The sequence below is a fragment of the Rhodococcus yananensis genome, from assembly GCF_020515525.1.
Classification (GTDB): domain Bacteria; phylum Actinomycetota; class Actinomycetes; order Mycobacteriales; family Mycobacteriaceae; genus Rhodococcus; species Rhodococcus yananensis.
Genome location: NZ_JAIYEP010000062.1, coordinates 1 through 25,435 on the forward strand (window position 1 = coordinate 1; position 25,435 = coordinate 25,435).

Below are 25,435 nucleotides of genomic sequence, written 5' to 3' on the forward strand. Positions count from 1 at the left end.
GGGTGCGCGTCGTCGCTGGAGACGGCCGTCGGTCCGGCCGGAGCGGTGGCCGTCAGTCCGGCAGGGTCGCTCCTCGGCGCCGCAGGCGTCGTGCCGCCGCGACGAGGTTGCGCAACGACGGCTCGAGCTGCCAGCGGTGGCGGGTCTTGAGCCCGCCGTCCGGGTTGGCCCACAGTCGATCGAGGTCGACGGACTCGGCGGCCTCCGACAGCAGGTCGTCGAGTTCGTCGATGTCGGGGATGCGTGCCGAACGCGATTCGTACACACCGGGCCCGACACCGTGCGACAGCGCGCGGTCCTTGATGGCTTCGAGCACCCAGCGGATCGACCGGGTCGCGACGATCGCCGTGACGTCCGCATCGAGCCGTTCGATGGCCGAGACGACCGACGTCTGACCCGAGTACGTCAGGTGTGTGTGGATCTGGGTCTCGGGTTTCGCGCCGCCCGTCGCGAGGCGGAACGCGTCGACCGCCCAGTCCAGGTACTCCGAGCGGCCGTCCTGACGCAGCGGCAGCAGGTCACGGATCGCGGGTTCGTCGACCTGGATGATGGCGATACCCGCCCGCTCGAGATCGGCGATCTCGTCGCGGATCGCCAACGCAAGTTGATCGGCCGTCTCGTGCAACGGCTGGTCCTGACGCACATAGGACCGGGCCAGCATCGTCACCGGTCCGGTGAGCATGCCCTTGACCGGCTTGTCCGTCAGCGACTGCGCGAACGCGATCCACTCGACCGTCATCGGCTTCGGCCGCACGATGTCGCCGTACAGGATCGGTGGCCGAGTGCACCGCGAGCCGTACGCCTGCACCCAACCGAAGTGGGTGGTGGCGAAGCCTTCCATCAGTTCGGCGAAGTACTGCACCATGTCGTTGCGTTCGTGCTCGCCGTGCACGAGGACGTCGAGGCCGATGTCCTCCTGCAACCGGATGGTCGCCTCGATCTCCTCCTGGATCCGCTTGACGTACTCGTCGTACGACAGCCGGCCCTGACCGAGGTCGTAGCGGGCCTTCCGGATCTCCGGGGTCTGCGGGAACGACCCCAGCGTGGTGGCGGGCACCGGCGGCAGGTTCAGACGCTGCTGCTGTGCCTCGCGGCGCTCGTCGTAGGGTGCACGCACTCGATGCGCGGCGGTGACGGCGTTGAGCCGTGCCCGCACCGTGTGCTTCTGCTTGAAGTGCACCGACACGGGCGGTTTACGCCAGCGTTCCTCCGCACCCGTGGTCAGTGCCTTGGCCAGGGAGACGACCTCCCCCACCTTCTGCTTCGCGAACGCGAGTCGGTCCGCGACGTCTCCGGGGATGTCGTACTCGACGAGCACGTCGTAGGGCACGTGCAGCAGCGAACACGAGGTCGACACGACGAGGTCGGGCGCGACCGCCGTGATCGAGTTCAGGTATTCGAGGGTGCGGTGCCGGTCGGCCTTCCACACGTTGCGTCCGTCGATGACGCCGGCGTAGATGCGCTTGCGCTTGAGACCCGGCACGGCGGCGAGCTCGTCCGCGGTGATCCGGCCGTTGACCAGGTCGAGGCCGATGGCCTCGACCTTCGAGGCGGCGAGGATCGGCAGCGCCTCGCCCAGATGCCCGTACGGTCCGGTGACCAGGATGCGCGGCCGCAGCGGGGCGTGCGCGAGTGTGTCGTAGGCGCGTTTCAACGCGTCGAGTTCCTCGGCGCTGCGATCCTCGGTGAACGACGGCTCGTCGAGCTGCACGCAGGTGGCGCCCGCCCGCGCGAGCTGCTCGAACAGCTTCTCGTAGGCCGGGAGCAGTGAGTCGAGCAGGTCGAGGGTGCGGAAGCCGTCCCGGGTGCTGGTCTTCGCGACCTTCGACAGCAACAGCAGCGACACGGGGCCGAGCACCACGGGACGCAGTTCGACGCCCTCGGCCTTGGCGCGTTCGAACTCGTCGAGCAGCGCCTCCGAGTGCAGTTCGAAGGCGGTGTTCTCGTCGAGTTCGGGCTGTCGGTAGTAGTAGTTGCTGCCGAACCAGCGCACGAGCTCGAGCGGCGGGAAGTCCTCGCGCCCGCGGCACATCGTGAAGTAGAAGTCGAGCGGGTCGAGTTCGTCGACCAACCGGCGGAACCGTTCGGGGATCGCACCGAACAGCAGTGCGTTGTCGAGCACGTGGTCGTAGTAGGAGAACGTGTTGCCGGGCACCTGTGTCAGGCCCGTCGCGCCCAGTTCCCGCCAGGTGTTCTCCTGGAGTTCGCGGGCGACGGTGACCAGTTCCTCGCGTGTGCCTTCGCCGTGCCAGTAGGCCTCGAGAGCACGCTTGAGTTCACGGCGGGGTCCGATGCGGGGGTACCCGAGGATGCTGGATCCGTACCCGGAGGCAGTGGTTGCCATGTCGGAATCGACCTTTCCCTCATGCACTTCGCGCCCGCGCACCGACGGTCAGTGCGGGGACACTGCCGTCGGGGCACGGGCGCCGAAGTGCGGTTGGTGCTACCTGACTAGCTGACCTTCTTGGCGGCACGACCATTGTCGGCGTATTCGTAGAAGCCGGCGCCCGACTTCTTGCCGACGAGTCCGGCCTCGACCATGCGGAGCAAGAGCGGAGGCGCCGAGTACAGCGGCTCCTTGAACTCCTCGTACATCGAGTCGGCGATCGACTTGACGGTGTCGAGGCCGACGAGGTCGGTGAGTGCGAGGGGGCCCATCGGGTGGGCGCAGCCGAGCACCATCGCCTTGTCGATGTCCTCCTTGGTGGCGAACCCGGACTCGACCATCCGGATCGCCGACAGCAGGTACGGCACCAGCAACGCGTTCGCGATGAACCCGGCCCGATCGGACGACCGGACGACCTGCTTGCCGAGAATCTGGCTCGCGAAGGCCTCCGCGCGTTCCGAGACGGCGGGGCTCGTCTTGAGGGTGGTCACCAGTTCCACGAGCGGCAGCACCGGCACAGGGTTGAAGAAGTGCATGCCGATGACCCGCTCGGGTGCAGACGTCGCGATGCCGAGCTTCATGATCGGGATCGACGACGTGTTGGACGCGAGCACGGCGTTCGGGTCGGTGACGATCTTGTCGAGTTCGGCGAAGATCTCGCCCTTGATCTTCTCGTCCTCGACGACGGCCTCCACCACGAGCTGCCGATCCGCGAAATCGCCGAGGTCGGAGGTGAACCGCAGCCGCCAGGCCGCCTGTTCCCGTTCGCGCTCGGTGATCTTGCCGGTGCTCACACCTCGGTCGAGGGACCGGAGGATGCGGGCACGTCCGGCTGCCGCGAGCTCGCGGGTCTGCTCGAACACCAGTACGTCGACATGAGCGCGTGCGCACACCTCGGCGATACCTGCGCCCATGATCCCGGCGCCGATCACGCCGACGCGCTGAATCTTTTCGCTGGTCACGTCAGCTCCTTCTCGTTGTGTGGGGGTGGAGATCGTCGGGGAGACCGGTGCCTGATGCACGCGCACCCCGTGGCGGGTTCCGGGGACCGAATCGGTTCCCGCCACGGGGTGGGTCTCGGGGAGGGCGTGTTCCTAGTGGAACTGGCCTTCCTCGGTGGAGCCCTTCAGGGCAGCCGTGGAGGTGTTCGGGTCGACCGTGGTGGCGATCGAGTCGAAGTAGCCGGCACCGACCTCACGCTGGTGCTTGATGGCGGTGAAGCCACGCTCGGCGGCAGCCTTGAACTCGCGCTCCTGCAGGTCGACGAAGGCGGTCATGCCCTCGCGAGCGTAGCCGTGCGCCAGGTCGAACATGCCGTAGTTGAGCGAGTGGAAGCCGGCGAGGGTGATGAACTGGAACTTGAAGCCCATCGCGCCGAGCTCCTTCTGGAACTTCGCGATGGTCGCGTCGTCCAGGTGCGCCTTCCAGTTGAAGGACGGGGAGCAGTTGTAGGCGAGCAGCTGGTCGGGGAACTCGCTGCGGACGGCCTCGGAGAACTTCTTGGCGACCTCGAGATCCGGCACGCCGGTCTCCATCCAGATCAGGTCGGCGTACGGAGCGTAGGCCTTGGCACGGGCGATGCAGGGCTCGATGCCGTTCTTGATGCCGTAGAAGCCCTCGGCGGTGCGGGTGCCGTCGAGGAACGGGCGGTCACGCTCGTCGACGTCGGAGGTCAGCAGCGTGGCGGCCTCGGCGTCGGTGCGCGCGATGACGACCGTGGGGACGTCCGCGACGTCGGCCGCGAGGCGAGCCGAGGTCAGGGTGCGGATGTGCTGCTGGGTGGGGATGAGCACCTTGCCACCGAGGTGGCCGCACTTCTTCTCCGACGCGAGCTGGTCCTCCCAGTGCGAACCGGCGACGCCGGCCGCGATCATGGCCTTCTGCAGCTCGTAGACGTTGAGGGCGCCACCGAAGCCGGCCTCACCGTCGGCGACGATCGGAGCGAGCCAGTTGTCGACGGAGGTGTCGCCCTCGACCTTGGCGATCTCGTCGGCGCGCAGCAGCGCGTTGTTGATGCGGCGCACGACCTGCGGAACCGAGTTCGCCGGGTACAGCGACTGGTCGGGGTAGGTGTGGCCGGACAGGTTGGCGTCGCCGGCGACCTGCCAACCGGACAGGTAGATGGCCTTCAGGCCGGCGCGGACCTGCTGGACCGCCTGGTTGCCGGTGAGCGCACCGAGCGAGTTGATGTAGTCCTCGTTGTTCACGAGATCCCAGAGGATCTCGGAACCGCGGCGGGCGAGGGTGGCCTCCTCGACAACGCTGCCCTGCAGCTTGACGACCTGCTCCGCGGTGTAGTTGCGGGTGACGCCCTTCCAGCGGGGATTGGTGTCCCAATCCTTCTGGATTTCCTCAGCGGTCCTCGGGGTGCCGGTGGTCGACATCAAAGCTCCACTCTCTAGATCTGCTCCACTCGGGTGATCAGCAGTACATCCGTACTACTTCACATCCTTGCGTGGCCGTTCGGATGTACACCACGACAATGACACAACCAAAAAATGCCGTCTACCTGTTGCAAATGCCAATATCGGCTAGTTTTGCCGATCGCTTTGCAAATGTTGCGAATCGATGGCCCGCCCAACGACTCGGTATCGGACAATTCCGGTTACCGGCCGGTAGTGGTGACCTCGACTTTTCCCCTCACGACCCTCGCCCCACCGCAGTCGACACCCTCACACCGTGTGAGCGCCCGAGCGGAGACACGCGCGGACCCGTCTGTGACAGCTCTCATACCCGCAGCGGTCCACCGAGCGGACATCCGGTGACCATCCGGGATGTGGGCGGCCTTACGATGTGCGCGACGACCGGGTCGGGGCCGGCTGCGTCGTGCTGCGCGTCCTCGGCGACGGCGTCATCCGCCCGGACCCGAAGGAGTCGCCATTCTCTCCCCGCGATCGCGCTCGACCGTCGAGGCCACCCTGCCCGTTGTCGGTGCCCACATCGGCGAGATCTCCGAGCGCTTCTACCTCAGGCTCTTCGCCGCAGTACCCGAACTCGGCACCAACCTGTTCAACCGCACGAACCAGCAGAACAAGTCGCAGCAGGAGGCGCTGGCCAGTTCCGTCGCGGCCTTTGCGACGCTGCTCGTCTCCCACGCCCCCCAGGACATCACGCCGATCATGGCCCGCATCGCCGCCAAACACGCCTCGCTCGGCGTCCAGGCCGCCCAGTACGAGGTGGTGCGAACCCACCTCTTCGCGGCGATCGTCGAAGTCCTCGGATCCGCCGTCACACCCGAGGTCGCCGAGGCCTGGAACGAGGTCTACACCCTCATGGCGAACACGCTCGTGGAGCAGGAGACCCTCCTGTACGAGAATTCCGGGGTCTCCCCCGGAGACGTGTGGCGCCCGGTCGTCGTCGCCGACCGCGAGTACGACGGCGCCCACGCCACCACGTTGTTCCTCCGCTCGGTCGACGGCTCCCCCCTTCCCGGCTTCCTCCCCGGGCAGTACATCTCGGTCCGCATCCGATTCCGGGACGGAACGGAGCAGATCCGCCAGTACACCGTGGTTCGCGGACGTGTCCCCGGGGAGTGGTCGCTGTCCGTCAAACGCGTCAGCGGCGGGCTCGTGTCGCCCGTGCTCGTCGACCAGGTCGCCACCGGTCACCGATTGTCGGTCTCGCTCCCGTTCGGCGGACTCGTCGTCGACGGCAGCGACGCGCCGCTGCTGCTCGTCTCCGCCGGGATCGGGATCACCAACTCCATCGCCGCGCTCCAGCACCTGGCCGTACACGATCCCACCCGGAGGATCACGGTGCTGCACGTCGAGCACTCGCCGTACGAGCACGTCCGGCGGGTCCAGTTCAGCAAGCTGGTCGCGGACATGCCCCACGCGCGACTGCACGTGCGCTACACCGACTTCGACGGCATCCGCGAGGACGGACGCAACCCGCTCAGCGGAGTCACGCTGGACCCGCGTTCGCAGACGTACGTGTGCGGTCCGGTCGACTTCATGCGGGCGATCCGCAACGAGCTCGTCGAGTCCGGACTCCCGGCACGCTCGATTCACTACGAGGCATTCGCACCGGGCTCGTGGCTGGGCCTCGAACCCGAGCCCCAACCCACCCCTTAACAAGCTGCGAATCGCACATTGCAAAGACCGGCTCACGGCCCTACGCTGGTCGAATGGCCAAGACCTACGTCGGCGCCCGGTTGCGCCAATTGCGCACCGAGCGTGGACTCAGCCAAGCCGCCCTCGCGAAGACCCTCGAGATCTCCGCGAGCTACCTCAACCAGATCGAACACGACGTCCGGCCGCTGACCGTCCCCGTGCTGCTGCGCATCAGCGAGGTCTTCGGAGTCGACACCACGTTCTTCTCGTCGCAGGACGACACCCGCCTCATCGCAGAGATGCGGGAGGTCGCCCTCGACAAGGAGATGGGGATCGACTCGGACGCCCAGGAGATCGCCGAGATGGTGGCGGCTCACCCCGGCCTGGCACGGGCGATGGTGAACATGCACCGCCGCTTCCGCAACACCACCGCGCAGTTGGCCGCCGCGACCGAGGATCGCTACAGCGACGGCAGCGGCTCCGGCGCGATCACCATGCCGCACGAGGAGGTCCGCGACTACTTCTACCAGCGGCAGAACTACCTCCACGATCTCGACACCGCCGCCGAGGAACTCGCCAACCGGATCCGCTTCCACCGCGGCGACGTGGGAGGCGAGATCGCGAAGCGGATGTCGGCGATACACGACGTCCAGATCGTCAAACGCATCGACCTCGGCGAGAACGTCCTGCACCGCTACGACCCGGACACCCGGGTCCTGGAGATCGCCCCTCAGCTGTCGGGTGGACAACAGGTGTTCAAGCTCGCCACCGAACTCGCCTACCTCGAATGCAGCGACCTGATCGATCGGCTGGTCGCCGAGGGTCCCTTCACCAGCGACGCGTCGCGGTCGTTGGCACGGCTCGGCCTGGCCAACTACTTCGCGGCCGCCCTGATCCTCCCCTACTCGCAGTTCCACGAGATCGCGGAGGACTTCCGGTACGACGTCGAGCGGTTGTCGGCCTTCTACGGGCAGAGCTACGAAACGATCGCCCACCGCCTGTCCACCCTGCAGCGGCCCAAACTGCGCGGCGTCCCGTTCTCGTTCGTGCGCGTCGACCGCGCCGGAAACATGTCGAAACGGCAGTCCGCAACCGGATTCCACTTCTCCACGAGCGGCGGCACCTGCCCGCTGTGGAACGTGTACGAGACGTTCGCGTACCCCGGCAAGATCATGACGCAGATCGCCCAGATGCCCGACGGCCGCCGCTACCTGTGGGTGGCCCGCACCGTCGAGCGCCGCGCCGCCCGCTACGGACAACCGTCGAAGACGTTCGCGATCGGGCTCGGCTGCGAACTGCGCCACGCGCACCGGCTCGTGTACGCGGACGGACTCGACCTCGACGAGTCGAATCCCGGAACCCCCATCGGCTCGGGTTGCCGGGTGTGCGAACGGATGAACTGTCCGCAGCGCGCGTTCCCGCCCCTCGGCAAGGACATCGACATCAACGAGCACCGCAGCTCGGTTTCTCCGTATCTGGTGCGCTGACCTCCGACAAGTACGCTCGCCGCATGGCACACACCACCGACGCCCTCGGCGACAAGGCCCTCGAGTTCCTCTCCGAGTACCACCTCGCCACCTTGACGACGCTGCGCGCCGGCGGCACGCCGCACGTCGTCGCCGTCGGCTTCACGTGGGACCCCGGTACCCGCCTCGCCCGCGTCATCACGTTCGAGGGTTCGCAGAAGACCCTCAATGTCGACCGCGGCGGCTATGCCGTCGTCTCCCAGGTGGACGGTGGGCGCTGGCTCACGATGGAGGGTCCCGCGCGGGTCGCCCGCGATCGCGACGCCGTCGTCGAGGGAGAACGGCGGTATGCGGCCCGCTACCGGGAGCCGAAGGTCAACCCGCGACGTGTCGTCATCGAGATCTCCGTCGAGCGGGTGATGGGCTCGGTCCTCGACCGCGGCTGACCATCCGCGTGCCCGATCCGTTCCCGCGGACGCGTTCGTTTCCCTTCGCCGCAACTGCAGCCGCGGGAGACGGATACGACCGCGGGAACGCTGTGAGCAGGTCGTAACACCCAGGTAATCCACGTCACGGAACTGTCATCGAGAGATATTCCGGCGCAACACGATCCCCCTATCGTGTGGGTCCACGGATACAGCGCTGTATACGCAGGCCGCATACGCCGGTTCCGCCGGTCCCCGCTTCGACGAAGGACACCTCCATGACAGTTGCCAGGTCCAGATTCGCGACGAGCGCCGCCGCGCTCGTCGCCGTCGGGCTCACCCTCACCGCGTGCGGAAGCAAGGCGGGCGAGTCCACCGACGCCGGCACCGCCGGTTCGGCATCGTGCCTCGACACGTCCGGCGACACCGTCAAGGTGGGCTCGCTGAACTCGCTGTCCGGAACGATGGCGATCTCCGAGGTCACCGTGCGCGACTCGATCGCGCTGGCCGTCGAGGAGATCAACGCCGACGGCGGTGTGCTCGGCAAGCAGATCGAGATCGTCGCCGAGGACGGCGCCTCCGAGCCCACCGTGTTCGCAGAGAAGGCCGAGAAGCTCATCAGTTCCGACTGCGTCGCCGCGGTGTTCGGCGGATGGACGTCGTCGAGTCGCAAAGCCATGCTGCCGGTGTTCGAGGACCGCGACGCACTGCTGTACTACCCCGTCCAGTACGAGGGACTCGAGTCGTCGTCGAACATCTTCTACACCGGCGCGACCACCAACCAGCAGATCGTGCCCGCCCTGGACTACCTGAAGGAACAGGGCGTCAGGTCGATCTACCTGGTCGGCAGCGACTACGTCTTCCCGCAGACCGCCAACCGGATCATCCGCGCCTACGCCGACGCCAACGGCATCGAGATCCGCGGCGAGGACTACACCCCACTCGGATCGACGGACTTCTCCACGATCGTCAACAAGGTGCGCACCGCCGACGCCGACGCCGTCTTCAACACTCTCAACGGTGATTCCAACGTCGCGTTCTTCCGCGAGTACACCAACGCGGGCCTGACCGCACAGGACATGCCCGTCGTGTCGGTGTCCATCGCCGAGGAGGAAGTGGTCGGCATCGGCGCGCAGAACATCGAAGGGCAGCTCACGGCCTGGAACTACTACCAGACGGTCGAGTCACCCGAGAACACCTCGTTCGTCGAGGCGTACAAGGCGAGGTACGGGGCCGACAAACCCACCTCGGATCCGATGGAGGCCGCGTACACCTCGGTGTACCTGTGGAAGAACACCGTCGAGAAGGCAGGATCGTTCGCCGTCGACGACGTACAGGCCGCCGCCGACGGCGTCAGCTTCGACGCCCCCGAAGGGACCGTCACCATCGACGGCGACAACCACCACATCACCAAGACCGCGCGCATCGGTGAGATCCGCAGCGACGGGCTGATCTACACCGTGTGGGAGTCCGACGGCGCCATCGACCCCGACCCCTACCTCGAGACGTACGACTGGGCCGCTTCGCTGTCCGGGAACTGATCCGTACCGCCGACGAGGAGGATCGACATGGATATCGTTGCAGGACAGTTGTTCACCGGTCTCAGTATAGGATCGATCCTGCTACTGGCAGCGCTCGGGCTGTCGTTGACGTTCGGCCAGATGGGCGTGATCAACATGGCCCACGGCGAATTCATCATGGCCGGCAGCTACACCGCGTTCGTGGTGCAGCAGGTGGTCTCGTCCGCGGGACTGTCGTTGTTCGTGTCGCTGTTCGTCGGTTTCCTCGTCGGCGGTGCGCTGGGTGTCCTGCTCGAGGTCACCCTCATCCGCCGCATGTACCACCGCCCGCTCGACACCCTGCTCGTCACGTTCGGGGTGGGCCTGCTGCTCCAGCAGGCCGCCCGGGACATCTTCGGCGCACCGGCCGTCAACGTCGTCGCACCCGAATGGCTCTCCGGTGGTGTGGAGATCGCGGGCGCGGTCGTCCCGAAGACCCGCCTGTTCATTCTCGCGCTCGCCGTGGCATGCGTGATCGTGCTGATCTGCACGATGAAGTACACGTCGATGGGTCGTCGGATCCGCGCGGTCGTGCAGAACCGGGATCTCGCCGAGACGGTGGGCATCTCGTCACGCCGCACCGACGTGACGACGTTCTTCCTCGGTTCCGGCCTCGCCGGGCTGGCCGGTGTCGCGCTCACCCTCATCGGTTCGACGAGCCCCACCATCGGCCAGTCCTATCTCATCGACGCGTTCCTCGTCGTCGTCATCGGTGGTCTCGGCCGCATCGAGGGTGCCGTCATCGCGGCGCTGGCACTGGGCCTGCTGAACTCGTTCATCGAGTACTCGACCACGGCGTCGATCGCGAAGGTGATCGTGTTCGTGCTCATCGTGATCTTCCTCCAGGTCCGACCGCAGGGCCTGTTCGCCGTCAAGACAAGGAGTCTGGTCTGATGTCGACGACCTTCGTACCGCGCGCGCTCACCCGTCCCGGACCGGTACGCACCGCTGCGGGATTCGCTGTCGCCGCCGTGCTGCTGTTCGGTGTCGCACCCGCCGTGCTGTCGGACTTCCGTCTCGGTCTGCTCGGCAAGTTCCTGTGTTTCGCGATCGTGGCCGCCGGGATCGGGCTGGCCTGGGGACGCGGCGGGATGCTCACCCTCGGGCAGGGTGTGTTCTTCGGGCTCGGTGCCTACATGATGGCGATGCACCTGAAGATCTCCGATGCGCACCTGCGCGGCGACACCGTCCCGGATTTCATGCAGATCGCCGGCATCCGGGAGCTACCCGCCTACTGGGTGCCCTTCGCCTCCCCCCTCGTGACGATCGCCGCGATCCTGGTGGTTCCGCCGCTGATCGCCGTGCTGCTCGGACTCGGGGTGTTCAAACGTCGTGTGAAGGGCGCGTACTTCGCGATCCTCTCGCAGGCCCTCGCCGCGGCCTTCGCGATCCTGCTCATCGGCCAGCAGAGCACAGGCGGATCCAACGGGCTCAACAGGTTCCGCGCGTTCTTCGGATACGACCTGTCCGATCCCGTCAACCGCCGCATGCTGTTCTTCATCGTCGCCGCGATCCTGCTGCTCGTCGTCGCGGCAACACGACAACTCATGCGGTCCCGGTACGGCGAGCTGCTCGTCGCGGTCCGCGACCAGGAGGAACGCGTCCGGTTCCTCGGGTACGACCCGGCGACGATCAAGGTGGTCGCGTACGCCGTCGCCGCACTGTTCGCCGGTATCGCAGGCGCGATGTTCGTCCCGATCGTCGGCATCATCTCCCCCGCCGACGTCGGCATCGTCCCGTCCATCGCGTTCCTGATCGGCGTGGCGATCGGTGGCCGCACCACGCTGCTCGGCCCGGTGCTCGGCGCGATCGGGGTCGCGTGGGCGCAGACCGCGCTGTCGGAGAGCTTCCCCTCTGCCTGGACCTACGCGCAGGGCCTGTTGTTCATCGTCGTGATCGGGTTCTTCCCCGCCGGGCTCGCCGGGCTCGCGGCACTGCGACGCCGCCGCGACGACGATCGGGGCGGCGCACCCGCTGCGAGGACCACCGCGTCCGGGTCCGAACGCGACTCCGAACCCGAATCCGACCCGGACCCCGAATCCGACCCAGAACCCGAGATGGAGCCGGCACGATGACCTCACCCGCCTTCGGCGGCAACGCCGGAATGTCCAGCGAATACCTCGAGATCCGCGACCTACGCGTCACGTTCGACGGATTCACCGCCGTCGACGGTGTGGACCTGACCCTGCTGCAAGGCGATCTGCGGTTCCTCATCGGGCCCAACGGCGCCGGCAAGACCACGCTGGTCGACGCCGTGACGGGGCTCGTCCCCGCCACCGGGTCCGTCACCAAGTCGGGTGTCGAACTGCTCGGCATGAAAACGCATCGCATCGCCCGACACGGCGTCGGCCGCACCTTCCAGACCGCGTCCGTGTTCGAGGATCTGTCGGTCCTCCAGAACCTCGACATCGCCGCCGGTGCCGGCCGGTCGCCGTGGGAGTTGCTGCGCCGCCGCAAACACGTCCTCCCCGAGATCGAGGAAGCCCTCGAGACGATCGGTTTGACAGCCCACCGCGACACCCCCGCCGGGATCCTCGCACACGGACAGAAACAATGGCTCGAGATCGGGATGCTGCTCGTACAGGACGCCGACGTGCTGCTGCTCGACGAACCGGTCGCGGGTATGAGCGGCGAGGAACGCGAGGAGACGGGCTGGTTGCTCCGCCGCATCGGGGCGGAACGGACCGTCGTCGTCGTCGAACACGACATGGATTTCATGCGCGCGTTCGCCACCTCGGTGACGGTGCTGGCCCGCGGCAGGGTCATCGCCGACGGAACCGTCGCGGAAGTCCAGAACGATCCGCAGGTCCAGGAGGTCTACCTCGGATCCGCGGCGACAGAGCAGGAGGCCTGAGATGCTCGAACTCGTCGGCGTACGCACCGGATACGGGCGTACCGAGATCATCCACGGAATCGACCTCGAGGTGCCGCGCGACGGAGTGGCCGCGGTCGTCGGCCACAACGGAGCCGGCAAGACCACACTGCTGCGCGCCGCCGTCGGATTGCTGCCCGTCACCTCCGGCCGCATCCTCTTCGACGGCGAGGACATCGGTGCGCTGCGCCCGTCCGCCCGGGTCGCACGGGGCCTGGCGTACGTGCCGCAGGGTCAGCAGTCGTTCGGGCAGCTCACGTGCGCGGAGAACCTGCAGGTGGTCGCGGACGGCCGGCGGGGAGGCCGGAAACTGATCGCCGACATGCTCGATCTGTTCCCCGCGCTCGTTCCCCTCCTGGACCGACGCGCCGGCCTGCTGTCGGGTGGCCAACGACAGCAACTCGCGATAGCGCGGGCCCTGATCACGCAGCCGCGCATGCTGATCCTGGACGAACCCACCGAGGGGATCCAGCCGTCCGTGGTCGCCGAGATCGAGAACACGATCCTCGAGCTCACTCGCGGCGGGAATCTCGGTGTGCTGCTCGTCGAACAGCACATCGGGTTCGCGCTGGACGCCGCCGAGCGGTATTACGTCGTCGAGTCCGGGCGGGTGACGTCCACCGGTGTCGGCGGTGCCGACTCCGCCGACACCGTCCGCGCGGCGATGGCGATCTGATGGCGACCGGAACCCACCGCGACCGCGTCTACCGGGCACTGCGCGACGATCTCATGTCCGGTCGCCTCGGGCCCGACGAGCGGCTCGGCGAGGAACGGCTGGCCGCCCTGTACGAGGTGTCACGCACCCCCGTTCGGGAGGCACTCGCCCGTCTGGTCTCCGACGGACTCGTCGAACGACGCGAGAGCGGCCTGTTCCCGTACCGGCCGCGTTTCGACGACCTCGCCGACCTGTACGAACTGCGGATTCTTCTGGAGACGCACGGGATCCGCCGCGCGATGGACGACCCGGCCGTCCGGCACGACCCGGATCTGCTCGGCCCCGAACTCGAACGCTGGTACGCACGCCGCGCCGACCTTCCCGAACCGGACGCCGGCTTCGTGGTCCTGGACGAACAGTTCCACCTCGTGGTGCTCGCTTCCTCGGGCAACGCCGCGCTGTGCGAGTCGCTGGCGGCCGTCAACGCGAAGGTACGGCCGGTGCGCATGTTCGACTATCTGACGCCGGACCGGATGGCCGCGACCGTGGCGGAACACATCAGCGTCGCCGAGTTGCTGTTGGACGGCAGGCTCGAGGACGCACACTCGGTGCTGCTCGATCACATCGACACGTCCCGCGCGGTGGTGATCCGCCGCGCCGAGGAGGCCCGCACGCTGGCGCGTCTCGCGCAGGCGGTCCGCGACTGATCCGGCCGTGCGACACTGGCGGCCATGGCACCTCGAATCCCACCGGGACGTCTGAAGGAACTCGGCCCGATCAACTGGGTGGCGTGGAAGGCTCTGTCCTTCGCGTCGGGCACCCCGGACGCGCACCTGTTCTCCACGTTGGGGCGGACGGGCCGGTTGTTCCGCGGCTGGTTGCATTTCTCGGGCATGCTCATGCCGTTCGGCCGATTGAGCCGGTTCGATGCCGAGACGGTGATCCTGCGGGTCGCGTTCCTCCGCGGCTGCGACTACGAGTTCGACCATCACACCCGACTCGGGCGTCGGGCGGGGATCACCGACGAGGTCCGTGCCCGCATCGTCGCCGGACCCTCCGATCCCGGTCTGACCGGCAAGCAGCGTGCGATGCTGACCGCGGTCGACGAGCTGGTCACCGCGAAGGACCTGTCCGACGAGACGTGGCTACTGCTCTCGACGTTCTTCGACGACCGTCGTCTCATCGAATTCTGCCTGCTCGTCACACAATACGACGGACTCGCCACCACGATCGGGACGCTGCGGCTCGAACGTGACTTCGACGGTGGCGGTGAGAGCTTCTCCTAACCGGAGCTTTACCGCACGAAACCGGATGGAAACAGCCGCTCCCTAGCGTATACAGCGGTGTCGACAGGAACGGATACAGCGCCCGCAGGGCACGCCGGGGCCGCGACGTTCCCGCCACCAGCCGTCCATCCGAAGGAGTCTGCCGTGGCATCCGGTTTCGATACCCTCCTCATCGCCAATCGTGGCGAGATCGCGTGTCGGATCATGCGTTCCGCCCATTCTCTGGGCCTCAAGACCGTCGCCGTGTATTCCGATGCGGACGCGTCGGCCATGCACGTCGAACTCGCCGACGTCGCGGTGCGACTCGGGCCTGCTGCCGCCGCAGAGTCCTATCTGCGCGCCGATCTCGTCATCGACGCCGCCCTCACCACCGGTGCCGGCGCGATCCACCCCGGGTACGGTTTCCTCTCCGAGAACGCCGAGTTCGCCGCGGCGTGCGAGGCCGCCGGAATCGTCTTCGTCGGACCCACCCCCGAGCAACTGCGGGTGTTCGGCGACAAGCACACCGCCCGCGAGGCCGCCCGCGCCGTCGGTGTCCCGCTCGTCCCCGGCAGCGATCTGCTCACCTCCGTCGACGAGGCACTCACCGCGGCCGAGGCCATCGGCTATCCGGTGATGCTCAAAGCGGTCGGTGGAGGTGGCGGCATCGGGATGCAGGCCTGCCATTCACCCGCCGACCTGCGGGACGCGTACGAACGGGTGCTGCGTCTCGCATCGGCGAACTTCTCCTCCAGCGGTGTCTTCCTCGAACGGTTCGTCGCGCACGCGCGGCACATCGAGGTGCAGGTGTTCGGCGACGGTCGCGGCCGCACCGTCAGCCTGGGCACCCGAGACTGTTCGCTGCAGCGGCGCAACCAGAAGGTCGTCGAGGAGGCACCGGCACCGAACCTGCCCGACGCGATCACCCGGCAGGTGCTCGCATCCGCGCGGGCCCTCGCGTCGTCGGTGGACTACCGCTCGGCCGGGACCGTCGAGTTCGTGTACGACACGGTGCGGGGTGAGGCGTCGTTCCTCGAGATGAACACCCGACTCCAGGTGGAGCATCCGGTCACCGAGGAGGTGACGGGAGTCGATCTCGTCGGCTGGATGCTGCGGCTCGCCGGCGGCGAACACACCCTGCTCGACGACGTCCCCGACGAGGGGCCGCCTATCACCGGTCACGCCGTGGAAGCGCGCGTCTACGCGGAGGATCCCGGCCGCGACCATCGCCCCGGCCCGGGACTGCTCACCCACGTCGAGTTCCCCGCCCACACCCGTGTCGAGACGTGGGTGGACACCGGCACGGAGGTGAGCCCGTACTACGACCCGATGATCGCGAAGGTCGTCGTGCACGGCGAAACCCGACGTACCGCGTTCGCGGCGCTCGCCGACGCCCTCGACGACACCCACCTGTACGGCGTGCCGACCAACCTCGCGCAGGTGCGGCGTGCCTGCACGCAACCGGAGGTGCTCGCCGCCACGCACACGACGGCGACGTTGGCGGCGGTCCCGGCGACCGCGCACCGCATCGACGTGCTGCGCGCCGGCACGATGACCACGATCCAGGATCACCCCGGCCGGATCGGGTTGTGGAACGTCGGGATTCCCCCGTCCGGGCCGATGGACGACCTGTCGTTCCGCGCGGCGAACCTCGCGGTCGGCAACACCGCGGGCGCGCCCGGACTCGAATGCACCCTGGAGGGGCCGAGCCTCACGTTCTCCGCAGCCTCGACCGTGTGCGTGACGGGCGCACCCACCGAGGTGACGCTCGACGGCGTCACCGTGCCGATGTGGGAGCCGATCGAGGTACCGGCCGGTGCCGTGCTCGACATCGGCACCCCCGTCGACGCGGGCCTGCGCACCTACCTCGCAGTGCGGGGCGGGTTGGATGCACCGCTGTACCACGGCAGCGCCTCGACGTTCACGCTCGGCGGATTCGGCGGCGTCACCGGGCGTGCCCTCGCCGGAGGAGATGTGCTCGGTATCCGTTGCGGCGCAGAGCACACGGCGCCCGGACCCGTGCCGCCCGCGCATCGCCCGGAGTTCACCCACACGTGGCATCTCGCGGTGACGGAGGGGCCGCAGCCGGCTCCGGCATATTTCACCGCCGCCGACATGCGGCGGTTCTACGACACCACCTGGACCGTCCAGACCCATGCCAACCGCACCGGCATCCGGCTCGACGGGCCGAAACCGGTGTGGTCACGCACCGACGGCGGTGACGCCGGACTGCATCCGTCGAACCTGCACGACAATCCGTACAGCGTCGGCGCCCTCAACGTCTCGGGAGACACCCCGATCCTGCTGGGACCGGACGGACCCAGCCTCGGCGGATTCGCGTGTCCGCTCACCGTCGTGTCCGGTCACCGGTGGAAGCTCGGCCAGATCCGCCCGGGTGACGCCGTGAGGTTCGTACCGGTCACCGACGAATCCGCGATCACACTGCGCGACAGTGCAGTTCGTGGTGTCGATGTGCCACCCGTCGACCGTCCGGGCGCGTCGGACGGCGGGCGGCTCGGCGGCATCGCATCGTTCCTCGACCGACCCGAGGTCGCCTATCTACGCGGTGGCGACGACAACATCCTCGTCGAATACGGCGACATGGTGCTCGATCTGGGGCTGCGGATGCGGGTGCACGCACTGTCCGAGGCGCTCGCGGCGACCGGACTTCCCGGCATCGTCGACGTCACCCCCGGGGTCCGATCACTGCACATCCACTTCGATCCCGACGTTCTGCCCCGGTACCGGCTTCTGGGGGTGCTGCAGGACATCGAAACGGAACTGCCCGCCACGCACGACCTGGTGGTTCCGAGTCGCACTGTGCGCCTTCCGCTGTCGTTCGACGACCCATCGATCACCGAGGCGATCTCCCGGTATCGCAGCGGTGTCCGCGACGAGGCGCCGTGGCTGCCGTCGAACACCGAGTTCATCCGCCGCATCAACGGGCTCGACTCCGTCGAAGCGGTGCGCGACACCGTGTTCGACGCCGAATACCTCGTTCTCGGCCTCGGCGACGTGTATCTCGGTGCGCCGCTCGCGGTTCCACTCGACCCTCGGCACCGGCTCGTGACCACCAAATACAATCCCGCGCGCACGTGGACTCCGTCGGACGCGGTGGGCATCGGCGGAAAATACCTGTGCGTGTACGGGATGGAGTCGCCCGGCGGCTACCAACTCGTCGGACGCACCGTGCCGATCTGGTCGGGCTACCGGCAGGCCCCACCGTTCGAGGACGGCACGCCGTGGCTGTTCCGGTTCTTCGACCGCATCGTGTGGGAACCCGTGACGCCCGACCAGCTTCTCGAATACCGCGCGGCGTCGCGGGCCGGCCGCTTCGACGCCGACATCGAGGACGGAACCTTCGCGCTCGCCGACCACCTGCGGTTCCTCGGCGACAACGCCGACTCGATCGCGGACTTCGACGCCCGGCAGTCCTCGGCGTTCGCTCGGGAACGACAGGCATGGCGGGATGCGGGGGAATTCGACCGCGTCGACTCTCTCCCCGCGGAGATCACTTCGCCCGCCGAGGACGTACTCTCCGGTCTTCCGGACGGATGCGTCGTCGTCGAGGCATCCGTCGTCGGCAACGTGTGGCGTGTCGATGTCGAGGAGGGCGAGATCGTCGACGACGGCGACGCCGCGGTGATCCTCGAAGCGATGAAACTCGAGATGCCCGTCCGCGTCGGACAGGCCGGAATCGTTCTGAAAGTGCTCGTCGCGCCCGGCGCCAAGGTCGCGCCGGGCAGCCCCCTCCTCGTGATCGGACCGACGCAATGACCAGTGATGTCCTCACCACCGCAACTGTCGCGACCGACCGCGTCCTGCGTGCGCTCGACCGTATCGCCGAGGTGGATCGGCCGGAGGTGTGGATCACCCTCCGCGACCGTGCCGCGCTGCTCGCCGACGCCGCTGCCGTCGACGCCCGCATCGCTGCCGGGGATCACCTTCCGCTCGCCGGTCTCGTCGTCGCCGTGAAGGACAATGTGGATGTCGCGGGCCTGCCGACGACCGCGGCATGCCCCGAGTTCGCCTACACCCCCGAGGTGACCGCGGCAGGCGTCGCACGACTCGTCGACGCCGGCGCCGTCGTCCTCGGAAAGACGAACCTCGACCAGTTCGCGACCGGGCTGGTCGGGACACGCAGCCCGTACGGGGCGGTGCGCTGCTCGTGGGACCCCGCCCTGGTCTCCGGCGGGTCGAGTTCCGGGTCGGCGGTCGCGGTGGCGCTCGGCATCGCCGACATCGGACTCGGCACCGACACCGCCGGTTCGGGCCGCGTCCCCGCCGCGCTCAACGGGATCGTCGGGATCAAGGCGACGATCGGGGTGATCCCCACCCACGGTGTGGTACCCGCATGTGTCGACTACGACTGCCTCACCGTGTTCGCGGCGTCGCTCGAAGTGGCCGCCACCGCAACGGCGGTCATGGCCGGACCCGAACCTCGTGATCCGCGCAGTCGCCCGTGGCCCGCCGATGTGCGGCTCTCCACGGGGTCGACGGTCCGCGTGGCCGTTCCGCGTCCGGAGGACCTGACGGCACTGTGCCCGCAGTACCGCACCGCGTTCGACGCGGCGGTGCGCGATGCGCAGGAGTCGGGGGTCCGGATCGCTACGGTCGACATCTCGGCGTTGCTCGACGCCGCGACCCTGCTGTACGACGGTGCGGTGGTCGCCGAACGGTACGCCGCGGTCGGTGAGTTCCTCGCGGTGCCCCGCGCCGGCGCAGATCCGACGGTCGCGGCGATCGTCGCAGCAGCGAAAGCACCTGCGGCACACGAACTGGTCGCCGACCTCGACGCGCTGGTCCACGCCCGCGCCCGCGCCCGTGAACTACTCGCCGACGTGGACGCTCTGCTGCTGCCCACCACCACCGAGCATCCGACGATCGCGGAGGTGCAGGCGGATCCGGTGGCGATCAACCGCAGGATGGGCACCTACACGAACTTCTGCAACCTGCTCGATCTGTGCGCCGTCGCCGTTCCCGCGCGACCCACCGAGTCGGGCGCGCCGTTCGGCATCACGGTGGTGGCCCCCGCGTTCGCCGACCAGATCGCCGTCGACGTGGCCGCGCACCTGACCGGAGCCCCCTCCCCCGACTTCGTCGGTGCCGGAGTGGAACTGGCCGTGTTCGGTGCGCATCTGCGCGGCCAGGCCCTGCACTTCCAACTCGAGGAACTCGGGGCTCGGTTCGTCGAGACCGTCCACACCAGCGACGCGTACCGCCTGGTCGCGTTGAACACCACCCCACCGAAGCCCGGACTCGTCCGGCACGGACCGGGCGCGGGTGCCCCGATCGTCGGTGAGGTGTTCCGGGTGTCCGAGGCCGGACTCGGACGGTTCCTCGCGCAGTTGCCCGCGCCGATGACCCTCACGAGCGTCGAACTGTCCGACGGCAGGCACGTCGTCGGGTTCGGCTGCACGAACGATGTCGTCGCCGACGCGACCGACATCACCGAACACGGCGGCTGGGTCGCGTACCGGCAGTCGTGACGCCGCCCCCTCCCCCGTCCCGCCTCCGGCGGGCCGAGCGAATGTATCGTCCGCTCGATTGATTCGATCGGGTGTACCACTCGCTCACCCCGGCGGGGGCCGGGGGGCCGGGCGGGCCGGGATCAGCGCAGGATCGTGAGCATCACCACGGAGTCGACGACGGCGACCAGATTGTGGACGACACCCGCGTCGACGTGCACCGCCGTGCCCGGCGCGAGGGCAACCGACCGCTCGGCGGTCGTGAAGGTCACTTCACCGACCGTTCCCGCGACGAGGATCGGGGCGGCCGCACAGTGGTCGGCCATCGACTGGCCTGCGCGGAAGGCGATGCGCACCACCGTCGCTCCGTTCCCGGAAGCGAGTTTGCGGATGCGGGGCGAGTCGCCGTCCTGCAGGTCGAGTTCGGTGAGCCCCTCGATGACGGTGAGAACGCCACCGCTCGTGTCCGTCGACATCAGGCCGCCTTCTTCTTCGCGATGATCTCGATGGCGACGAGATTCTTCTTGTACGTGGTGAAGGTCGAGCGCATCTGCAGCACCCGCGCGCGGGCGTCGCCGTCACGGATCACGTTGAAGACGAACTTCGCCGTCCCGACGAGACCCTCGTCGGCGAGGATGCGCTGGGGCTCGAGCAGCGCCATCGGCGCGAAGCCGATGGTCTCGACCTCGAATCCACACTCGACGAACAGGTCTCGCCATTCTGCTGCGGTGAGCGGACGTGCATTGACCTTGATCGAACGCGCCAGCGACTGGCGGATGTCGGTCTTGACCCGATCCTCGACCTCGTCGGGTTCGATGGCCAGTTCGTGAATGGCGTAGCGACCACCGGGCCGCAGCACGCGCAGCGCTTCACGGACGATCTCGGCCTTGTGCTTGTCGGTCTGCATCGTGAGCATGGCTTCGCCGACGACGACGTCGGCGCATTCGTCGTCGAGTCCCGTCTTCGACGCCTCCCCGCTGACGACGGTGCCCGCTCCGGCGATGGCCTTCCGGGTGAGTTCTGCTGCACTGTCGTCTGCTTCGACACCCACGTAGCTCTTGGGCGCGGCCGCAACGATGTTCTGAGCGGTCCGCCCCAGTCCGGGCGCGAACTCCACGACGTCGGCGCCCCGCAGCTTCGCGTCGGCGAGCATCCGCTCGGTCAGTTCCTTGCCGCCGGGCCGCAGTACCCGCTTGCCGAGGCGCGCGAGCAGCCAGTGTCCCGGCAGGTGAGCGGTGTCGCGGCCGGACAGCGGCAGGGCGTCGCCGGTCTGGTTCTTGTCGGTCATATGGAGCCCCTTCTCACGTTCTACCTATTTTAGAGGAATAATGTACGGTAAATTCCCATGGTGGTGAAAACCTCGGTGATCTCGTGTGCGGTCACCAGCACGGCGGCACCCTCGGCGGCGGCGCGTCCGAGCGCGAGCCCGACGGTCTTCGCCGACTGCGAATCCAGGTGGGCGAACGGTTCGTCCGCGAACACGACCTGCGGCCGGGGGAACAGTGCGCGGGCGAGCGCGGCGCGTCGCTGCATGCCGCCCGACAGCCGGAACGGCGGGAGATGGGCGACGTCACGCAGACCCACCTCGTCGAGTGCCTCGTCCACCTCGGGCCCGTTCGCCGACGACCACACACCGCGACCTGGTGCGGCGATCCGGATGTTGCGCCCCACCGACATCCACGGCAGGAGCCGCGCCTCCTGGAACAGGATCCCCTGCCGTTCCACGTTGCGGGTGACGATTCCGGCGTCCGGCTCGAGCAGCCCCGCGGCGGTGTGCAGCACCGTGGTCTTGCCCAGCCCGGATTCGCCCAGGATCACGAGGATCTCGCCGGCGTGGAGCCGCAGCGAGACGTCCTCCACGATCGTCCTGCCCCCGCGGGACACCCGGACCCCGTCGAGTACGACCGAAGGATCACTGTGAATCGTCATCTTCTCCCCTCGAGAATCCGGCCACTCGTGGTGGCCCTGTCGTTGACGGCCGCGGCCGCGCTCTCTGCGTGCGGAACGTCCGACGACACCGCCACGTGCGGGACCGGCAGTGCGGCCGGCGAGGTGCAGCAGGGGCTCCCGTCGTCGCTGAACGTGGGTGTCGCGAACAACATCGCGATGGCCGCGCCGTTGACGGACCTCGACGGACTCGACGTCGACGCCATCGAGATCGGCACGGCGAGCACCCCCGAGGAACTGCGCACCAACTTCATCGCCGGCCGGTACGACGTCGCGGCGATGCCGATCAACATCGCCGCCAATCTCTGCGCCCAGGGTATCGACCTCGAGCTCGTCGGTACGGTCAGCGGCAACATCGTGTACCTCATGGGCCCGGAGGGCACGAGCCTGGACGACCTGCGCGGCAAGACCGTGCACATCCCGTTCCGGAACGACATCATCGATCTGGTCACCCAGCAGGTCCTCGGCAGCGCCGGAATGACATTCGAGGGACCCGACGCCGACGTGCGGCTGGAGTACCACCCCACGCCCCTCGACATCGCCACGGGCCTGACCTCGGGGAGCATGGAGTACGCGGTGCTGCCCGAGCATCTCGCGACGGTCGTCGCCGGCGCCACCGGCGACATCGTCAAGGCGCAGAGTATGCAGGACCTGTGGAACGAGCAGATCGGCGCGACGGCGTTGCCGTTCGCCGGTTTCGTGATGCGCGGTGAGATCGCCCGGCAGTACCCGGATCTCGTCGACGCCCTCCAGACGAACCTGCTCGGCTCGGTGATCGGCGTGGTCTCCGACCCGACCACCGGTGCCGTCGAGATCGCCGACGTGGTGCCCATCCCCGCGGACGTCGTGGGGAAGGTCCTGCCGGGCCTGCGCCCCACCTACCTGCCGGCCGCCGAGGGCCGGGCCGACACCGAACTGCTGTACCGCTCGCTGCTCGATTCCGTTCCGGACTCCATCGGTGGTGAACTGCCCGCCGACGGCTTCTACGCGGGGTCGTGACGGCGATGACGCGTTTCCTGCCGGGCCGGTCACCGCGGTACGTGCTGGGCTCGGTGCTGTGCGTGGTCGCGCTGCTGGGCGCGTGGCAGTGGCTGTCACTGGATCAGTCCCCCGCCGTGATGCCGAGCCCGGCACGCACGCTCGACGCGCTGTGGGAGATCCTCGCCGACGGTTCACTGGTGACGGAACTGGCGATCACGCTGGGTCGCGCGACCGTCGCGACCCTCGTCGCGCTCGTCGTGGGCATCGTCATCGGCTGGGCGGCGACGGTCTCGTCGTTCGCCGACGGCCTGCTCGCGCCGCTTCGGGCGATCCTGCAGGGACTCCCGCCGATCGTGCTGATCGTGTGCCTGGTTCTGTGGATGGGTAGCGACCCCACCATCACGATCGTCGTCTGCGCCACGGTGATGGTGCCGCTCATCGCGGCCGCGACCACGTCGGCATTGCGATCCGTGGATCCGCACCTGCTGGAACTGGCGACGGGTCTGCAGTTGAGCCGTCCGCGACGGTTCGCCTTCGTGATCGCGCCGTCGGTGCTGCCGCCGATCGTCGCCGCGACCGGTGCGGTCGCGTCGGGTTCGGTGCGGGTCGCGGTGATGGCCGAGTTGCTGTCGGCGCCGGACGGGGTCGGCGCGTCCATCCAGCAGACCCGCACGCTGCTGCAGACGCCGGAACTGTTCGCGTGGACGCTCGCGATCATCGCGTGCGCGCTCGTCGTCGACGTCGCGATCCGTGTGGTGGTCAAGAGATGGACCGCCCTGTTCAATCCGAGCGAGCGCGCCGCTAGCGGACGTATCCCGAAGGGCACGAGAATCCGTTGAACGACGCCACATCGCACACGCTGCGCGCCGACAGCTTCCACATGCCGTCGAGGTACACGAACGTCAAGCGCAGCGGGGTTTCGGGGCCGGGGGCACCGGCGAACGTGACCTGCAGCCGTCCCGATGCCGTGTTGCCGTCCATGTCGATCGGATCGATCACGCGGGGCTTGACCACCTGCAGCATGGTGCCGGCGCGGCCACCGATCTGTTCGAGCACTCCGGTCGCCTCCTCACCGCGCTCGACGTACGTCTGCCGGTATCCGATGCCGTTCGCCGGGTCGACCGCGGAATGCAGGGTGCCGGTGAGCTCCGCCGCGGACGGGACGGGCACCGACGGGGCCGATCGGGCGGGTTCAGCTGCCGGCGCCTGCGCGGTGGGCGTCGCGGGTCCGCTCTCCGGCGCCGCTCCGTCGGGGGCGGGCGCCGATCCGGCGACCGGTGCGGCTCCGGGTGCGGCAGCCGGGACATCGGTGCCCGCTGCCGGCTCCTCACCCGCGGGAGCGCCGTCGGCGACCGGTGCTTCCGCGGCACCCCGATCGGCCGCCAGCGATTGCAGCGCAGCCAGGATCGCAGCGTTCGACGCGGTGTTGTCGGGTGCCGCCTGCGGTTCCTGCCCGCGCACCTCGATCGCGACGAGGACCGCGGCGACGGCCACGACGACCGATGCGACGGCCATCAGGGACAGGGCAAGGGTAGCCACAGTTCCGAGACCGCGGCGGGCCGGTCGTAACGTGGACGTCGGAGGAGTCGTCGACATGGCGACGACTATAGAGGATCTTACTCCTTTTAATAAGGAGAGCCTCACCTGAGGCGGACGGACCGGGAACGGGAGGACGAGTTGGTACGCCGGATCAAGCAACGCGAGCGGATCCTCACGCTGCTGCGGGAGTCCGCGACACCGCTCGACGCGCACGGTCTCGCCGAGACCCTCGACCTGCACGTCACCACGGTCCGATTCCATCTCACCGGGCTGTCCGACGAGGGGCTCGTGCACGCACAGCCGATGCCCGTCACCGGCGTCGGGCGACCCCGCACCGGATACGTCGCCGTCCGTGAGCCGTCGTACACCGATCTCGTCGCACTGTTCGCCGCCCGGATCGGAGGAGACGCCACCGAGCGCGAACTCAAGGCGTTCGAGGTCGGCGACGACTGGGCGTCGCTGCTGCGGCTGCAACCCGAACCGACATCCGACGCGGGCTCACTCGTCATCGATGCACTCGCCCGGCTCGGCTTCGAGACACAGACGGCCACCAGCGCATTCGGCACCCACGACATCACGCTGTGCACGTGCCCGCTGGTCGAGATCGCCCGTAACTACCCGGAGGTCGTCCGCGGCATCCAACGCGGCCTGATCCAGCGCGTACTGGACGACAACGCCGTGACGCTCGGGCGACGGTACGTCGTCGACGTCCGTCCCGACCCGGACGACGGCAACTGCCGGGTGCGCCTGGTCCTACACCCCGGCGACCCCACCGCCCCGGAGACGGCGTCAGCCCGCGGCGACGGTCAGGTCGCCGCGG

General features: G+C 68.2%; 22 protein-coding genes. 15 read left to right on the forward strand and 7 right to left on the reverse strand.

Features of this window, described 5'->3' with window-relative positions:
* Positions 1-52: 52 nt before the first annotated feature.
* The 3 genes from metE to aceA all read right to left on the reverse strand — a co-directional run bounded on the left by metE (position 53) and on the right by aceA (position 4,770).
* Complete coding sequence (gene metE, locus LDQ05_RS14835) at positions 53-2,344, reverse strand: 5-methyltetrahydropteroyltriglutamate--homocysteine S-methyltransferase (protein ID WP_226437718.1); 2,292 nt, start codon at positions 2,342-2,344, stop codon at positions 53-55.
* Between the two features lie 107 nt (positions 2,345-2,451).
* The gene (locus tag LDQ05_RS14840) at positions 2,452-3,348 is read right to left on the reverse strand and encodes a 3-hydroxybutyryl-CoA dehydrogenase (protein WP_226437719.1); all 897 of its coding nucleotides are present in this window, start codon (positions 3,346-3,348) and stop codon (positions 2,452-2,454) included.
* A 132-nt stretch (positions 3,349-3,480) separates the two neighbouring features.
* Entirely contained in the window at positions 3,481-4,770 is a 1,290-nt protein-coding gene (gene aceA / locus LDQ05_RS14845) for an isocitrate lyase (RefSeq protein WP_226437720.1), read from the reverse strand.
* Positions 4,771-5,160: 390 nt separating this feature from the next.
* Here aceA and LDQ05_RS14850 point away from each other — a divergent pair, with 390 nt between their 5' ends.
* The 12 genes from LDQ05_RS14850 (at position 5,161) to atzF (ending at position 20,169) form a co-directional block, all read left to right on the forward strand.
* Entirely contained in the window at positions 5,161-6,459 is a 1,299-nt protein-coding gene (locus tag LDQ05_RS14850) for a globin domain-containing protein (protein ID WP_226437721.1), read from the forward strand.
* 53 nt (positions 6,460-6,512) lie between these two features.
* Positions 6,513-7,925, forward strand: a complete 1,413-nt coding sequence (gene ramB / locus LDQ05_RS14855; protein ID WP_226437722.1) for an acetate metabolism transcriptional regulator RamB — start codon at positions 6,513-6,515, stop codon at positions 7,923-7,925.
* Positions 7,926-7,948: 23 nt separating this feature from the next.
* Positions 7,949-8,350: a TIGR03618 family F420-dependent PPOX class oxidoreductase gene (locus LDQ05_RS14860; RefSeq protein ID WP_226437723.1), complete on the forward strand. Its 402-nt coding sequence runs from the start codon at positions 7,949-7,951 to the stop codon at positions 8,348-8,350.
* A 257-nt stretch (positions 8,351-8,607) separates the two neighbouring features.
* Positions 8,608-9,870, forward strand: a complete 1,263-nt coding sequence (gene urtA, locus LDQ05_RS14865) for an urea ABC transporter substrate-binding protein (RefSeq protein WP_226437724.1) — start codon at positions 8,608-8,610, stop codon at positions 9,868-9,870.
* Between the two features lie 27 nt (positions 9,871-9,897).
* Positions 9,898-10,782, forward strand: coding sequence for an urea ABC transporter permease subunit UrtB (gene urtB, locus LDQ05_RS14870; RefSeq protein WP_226437725.1), 885 nt, complete (start codon positions 9,898-9,900; stop codon positions 10,780-10,782).
* Positions 10,782-11,963: an urea ABC transporter permease subunit UrtC gene (urtC, locus tag LDQ05_RS14875; RefSeq protein WP_226437726.1), complete on the forward strand. Its 1,182-nt coding sequence runs from the start codon at positions 10,782-10,784 to the stop codon at positions 11,961-11,963. Before urtB ends, urtC begins: the two co-directional genes overlap by 1 nt.
* On the forward strand, positions 11,960-12,742 hold the full coding sequence (gene urtD / locus LDQ05_RS14880) for an urea ABC transporter ATP-binding protein UrtD (protein WP_226437727.1): 783 nt from the start codon (positions 11,960-11,962) through the stop codon (positions 12,740-12,742). Before urtC ends, urtD begins: the two co-directional genes overlap by 4 nt.
* A gap of 1 nt (position 12,743) precedes the next feature.
* The gene (gene urtE / locus LDQ05_RS14885) at positions 12,744-13,436 is read left to right on the forward strand and encodes an urea ABC transporter ATP-binding subunit UrtE (RefSeq protein ID WP_226437728.1); all 693 of its coding nucleotides are present in this window, start codon (positions 12,744-12,746) and stop codon (positions 13,434-13,436) included.
* Entirely contained in the window at positions 13,436-14,122 is a 687-nt protein-coding gene (locus LDQ05_RS14890; RefSeq protein WP_226437729.1) for a GntR family transcriptional regulator, read from the forward strand. The genes urtE and LDQ05_RS14890 overlap by 1 nt, the downstream gene beginning before the upstream one ends.
* Positions 14,123-14,146: 24 nt before the next feature.
* Positions 14,147-14,701 carry a carboxymuconolactone decarboxylase family protein gene (locus LDQ05_RS14895; protein WP_226437730.1) on the forward strand — a complete coding sequence of 185 codons (555 nt, stop codon included), beginning with the start codon at positions 14,147-14,149 and terminating at the stop codon, positions 14,699-14,701.
* Positions 14,702-14,845: 144 nt separating this feature from the next.
* Positions 14,846-18,457, forward strand: coding sequence for an urea carboxylase (uca, locus tag LDQ05_RS14900; protein WP_226437731.1), 3,612 nt, complete (start codon positions 14,846-14,848; stop codon positions 18,455-18,457).
* Positions 18,454-20,169 (forward strand): allophanate hydrolase, encoded by a 1,716-nt coding sequence (gene atzF, locus LDQ05_RS14905; protein ID WP_226437732.1) that lies wholly within the window; start codon positions 18,454-18,456, stop codon positions 20,167-20,169. Before uca ends, atzF begins: the two co-directional genes overlap by 4 nt.
* A gap of 122 nt (positions 20,170-20,291) precedes the next feature.
* On the opposite strand, the gene LDQ05_RS14910 is transcribed toward atzF, so the two are convergent.
* From LDQ05_RS14910 to LDQ05_RS14920, 3 genes are read right to left on the reverse strand one after another with little or no spacing between them, the layout of a single operon-like run.
* Positions 20,292-20,624, reverse strand: coding sequence for a cupin domain-containing protein (locus tag LDQ05_RS14910; RefSeq protein ID WP_226437733.1), 333 nt, complete (start codon positions 20,622-20,624; stop codon positions 20,292-20,294).
* Positions 20,624-21,436 carry a class I SAM-dependent methyltransferase gene (locus LDQ05_RS14915; protein ID WP_226437734.1) on the reverse strand — a complete coding sequence of 271 codons (813 nt, stop codon included), beginning with the start codon at positions 21,434-21,436 and terminating at the stop codon, positions 20,624-20,626. The genes LDQ05_RS14910 and LDQ05_RS14915 overlap by 1 nt, the downstream gene beginning before the upstream one ends.
* Before the next feature lie 29 nt (positions 21,437-21,465).
* Positions 21,466-22,077, reverse strand: a complete 612-nt coding sequence (locus LDQ05_RS14920; RefSeq protein WP_226437735.1) for an ATP-binding cassette domain-containing protein — start codon at positions 22,075-22,077, stop codon at positions 21,466-21,468.
* On the opposite strand from LDQ05_RS14920, the gene LDQ05_RS14925 reads away from it, so the two are divergent.
* On the forward strand, positions 22,066-23,094 hold the full coding sequence (locus tag LDQ05_RS14925; protein WP_226437736.1) for an ABC transporter substrate-binding protein: 1,029 nt from the start codon (positions 22,066-22,068) through the stop codon (positions 23,092-23,094). The genes LDQ05_RS14920 and LDQ05_RS14925 overlap by 12 nt on opposite strands.
* A 5-nt stretch (positions 23,095-23,099) precedes the next feature.
* Positions 23,100-23,915: an ABC transporter permease gene (locus LDQ05_RS14930; protein ID WP_226437737.1), complete on the forward strand. Its 816-nt coding sequence runs from the start codon at positions 23,100-23,102 to the stop codon at positions 23,913-23,915.
* On the opposite strand, the gene LDQ05_RS14935 is transcribed toward LDQ05_RS14930, so the two are convergent.
* Positions 23,878-24,591 (reverse strand): MTB12 C-terminal domain-containing protein, encoded by a 714-nt coding sequence (locus LDQ05_RS14935; RefSeq protein WP_226437738.1) that lies wholly within the window; start codon positions 24,589-24,591, stop codon positions 23,878-23,880. The two genes, LDQ05_RS14930 and LDQ05_RS14935, sit on opposite strands and share 38 nt — an antisense overlap.
* A gap of 162 nt (positions 24,592-24,753) precedes the next feature.
* Between LDQ05_RS14935 and LDQ05_RS14940 the strand changes: the two genes are divergently transcribed.
* The coding region (locus LDQ05_RS14940; protein ID WP_226437739.1) for a helix-turn-helix transcriptional regulator at positions 24,754-25,435 on the forward strand (682 nt) is incomplete at its 3' end.

Excerpts from the sequence above, each read along its gene's own strand:
- metE (WP_226437718.1), bottom strand. The coding sequence starts at position 2,344 with ATGGCAACCACTGCCTCCGGGTACGGATCCAGCATCCTCGGGTACCCC.
- aceA (WP_226437720.1), bottom strand. The coding sequence starts at position 4,770 with ATGTCGACCACCGGCACCCCGAGGACCGCTGAGGAAATCCAGAAGGAT.
- LDQ05_RS14850 (WP_226437721.1), top strand. The coding sequence starts at position 5,161 with ATGTGGGCGGCCTTACGATGTGCGCGACGACCGGGTCGGGGCCGGCTG.
- ramB (WP_226437722.1), top strand. The coding sequence starts at position 6,513 with ATGGCCAAGACCTACGTCGGCGCCCGGTTGCGCCAATTGCGCACCGAG.
- LDQ05_RS14860 (WP_226437723.1), top strand. The coding sequence starts at position 7,949 with ATGGCACACACCACCGACGCCCTCGGCGACAAGGCCCTCGAGTTCCTC.
- urtA (WP_226437724.1), top strand. The coding sequence starts at position 8,608 with ATGACAGTTGCCAGGTCCAGATTCGCGACGAGCGCCGCCGCGCTCGTC.
- urtB (WP_226437725.1), top strand. The coding sequence starts at position 9,898 with ATGGATATCGTTGCAGGACAGTTGTTCACCGGTCTCAGTATAGGATCG.
- urtC (WP_226437726.1), top strand. The coding sequence starts at position 10,782 with ATGTCGACGACCTTCGTACCGCGCGCGCTCACCCGTCCCGGACCGGTA.
- urtD (WP_226437727.1), top strand. The coding sequence starts at position 11,960 with ATGACCTCACCCGCCTTCGGCGGCAACGCCGGAATGTCCAGCGAATAC.
- urtE (WP_226437728.1), top strand. The coding sequence starts at position 12,744 with ATGCTCGAACTCGTCGGCGTACGCACCGGATACGGGCGTACCGAGATC.
- LDQ05_RS14890 (WP_226437729.1), top strand. The coding sequence starts at position 13,436 with ATGGCGACCGGAACCCACCGCGACCGCGTCTACCGGGCACTGCGCGAC.
- LDQ05_RS14895 (WP_226437730.1), top strand. The coding sequence starts at position 14,147 with ATGGCACCTCGAATCCCACCGGGACGTCTGAAGGAACTCGGCCCGATC.
- atzF (WP_226437732.1), top strand. The coding sequence starts at position 18,454 with ATGACCAGTGATGTCCTCACCACCGCAACTGTCGCGACCGACCGCGTC.
- LDQ05_RS14910 (WP_226437733.1), bottom strand. The coding sequence starts at position 20,624 with ATGTCGACGGACACGAGCGGTGGCGTTCTCACCGTCATCGAGGGGCTC.
- LDQ05_RS14915 (WP_226437734.1), bottom strand. The coding sequence starts at position 21,436 with ATGACCGACAAGAACCAGACCGGCGACGCCCTGCCGCTGTCCGGCCGC.
- LDQ05_RS14920 (WP_226437735.1), bottom strand. The coding sequence starts at position 22,077 with ATGACGATTCACAGTGATCCTTCGGTCGTACTCGACGGGGTCCGGGTG.
- LDQ05_RS14930 (WP_226437737.1), top strand. The coding sequence starts at position 23,100 with ATGACGCGTTTCCTGCCGGGCCGGTCACCGCGGTACGTGCTGGGCTCG.
- LDQ05_RS14935 (WP_226437738.1), bottom strand. The coding sequence starts at position 24,591 with ATGGCCGTCGCATCGGTCGTCGTGGCCGTCGCCGCGGTCCTCGTCGCG.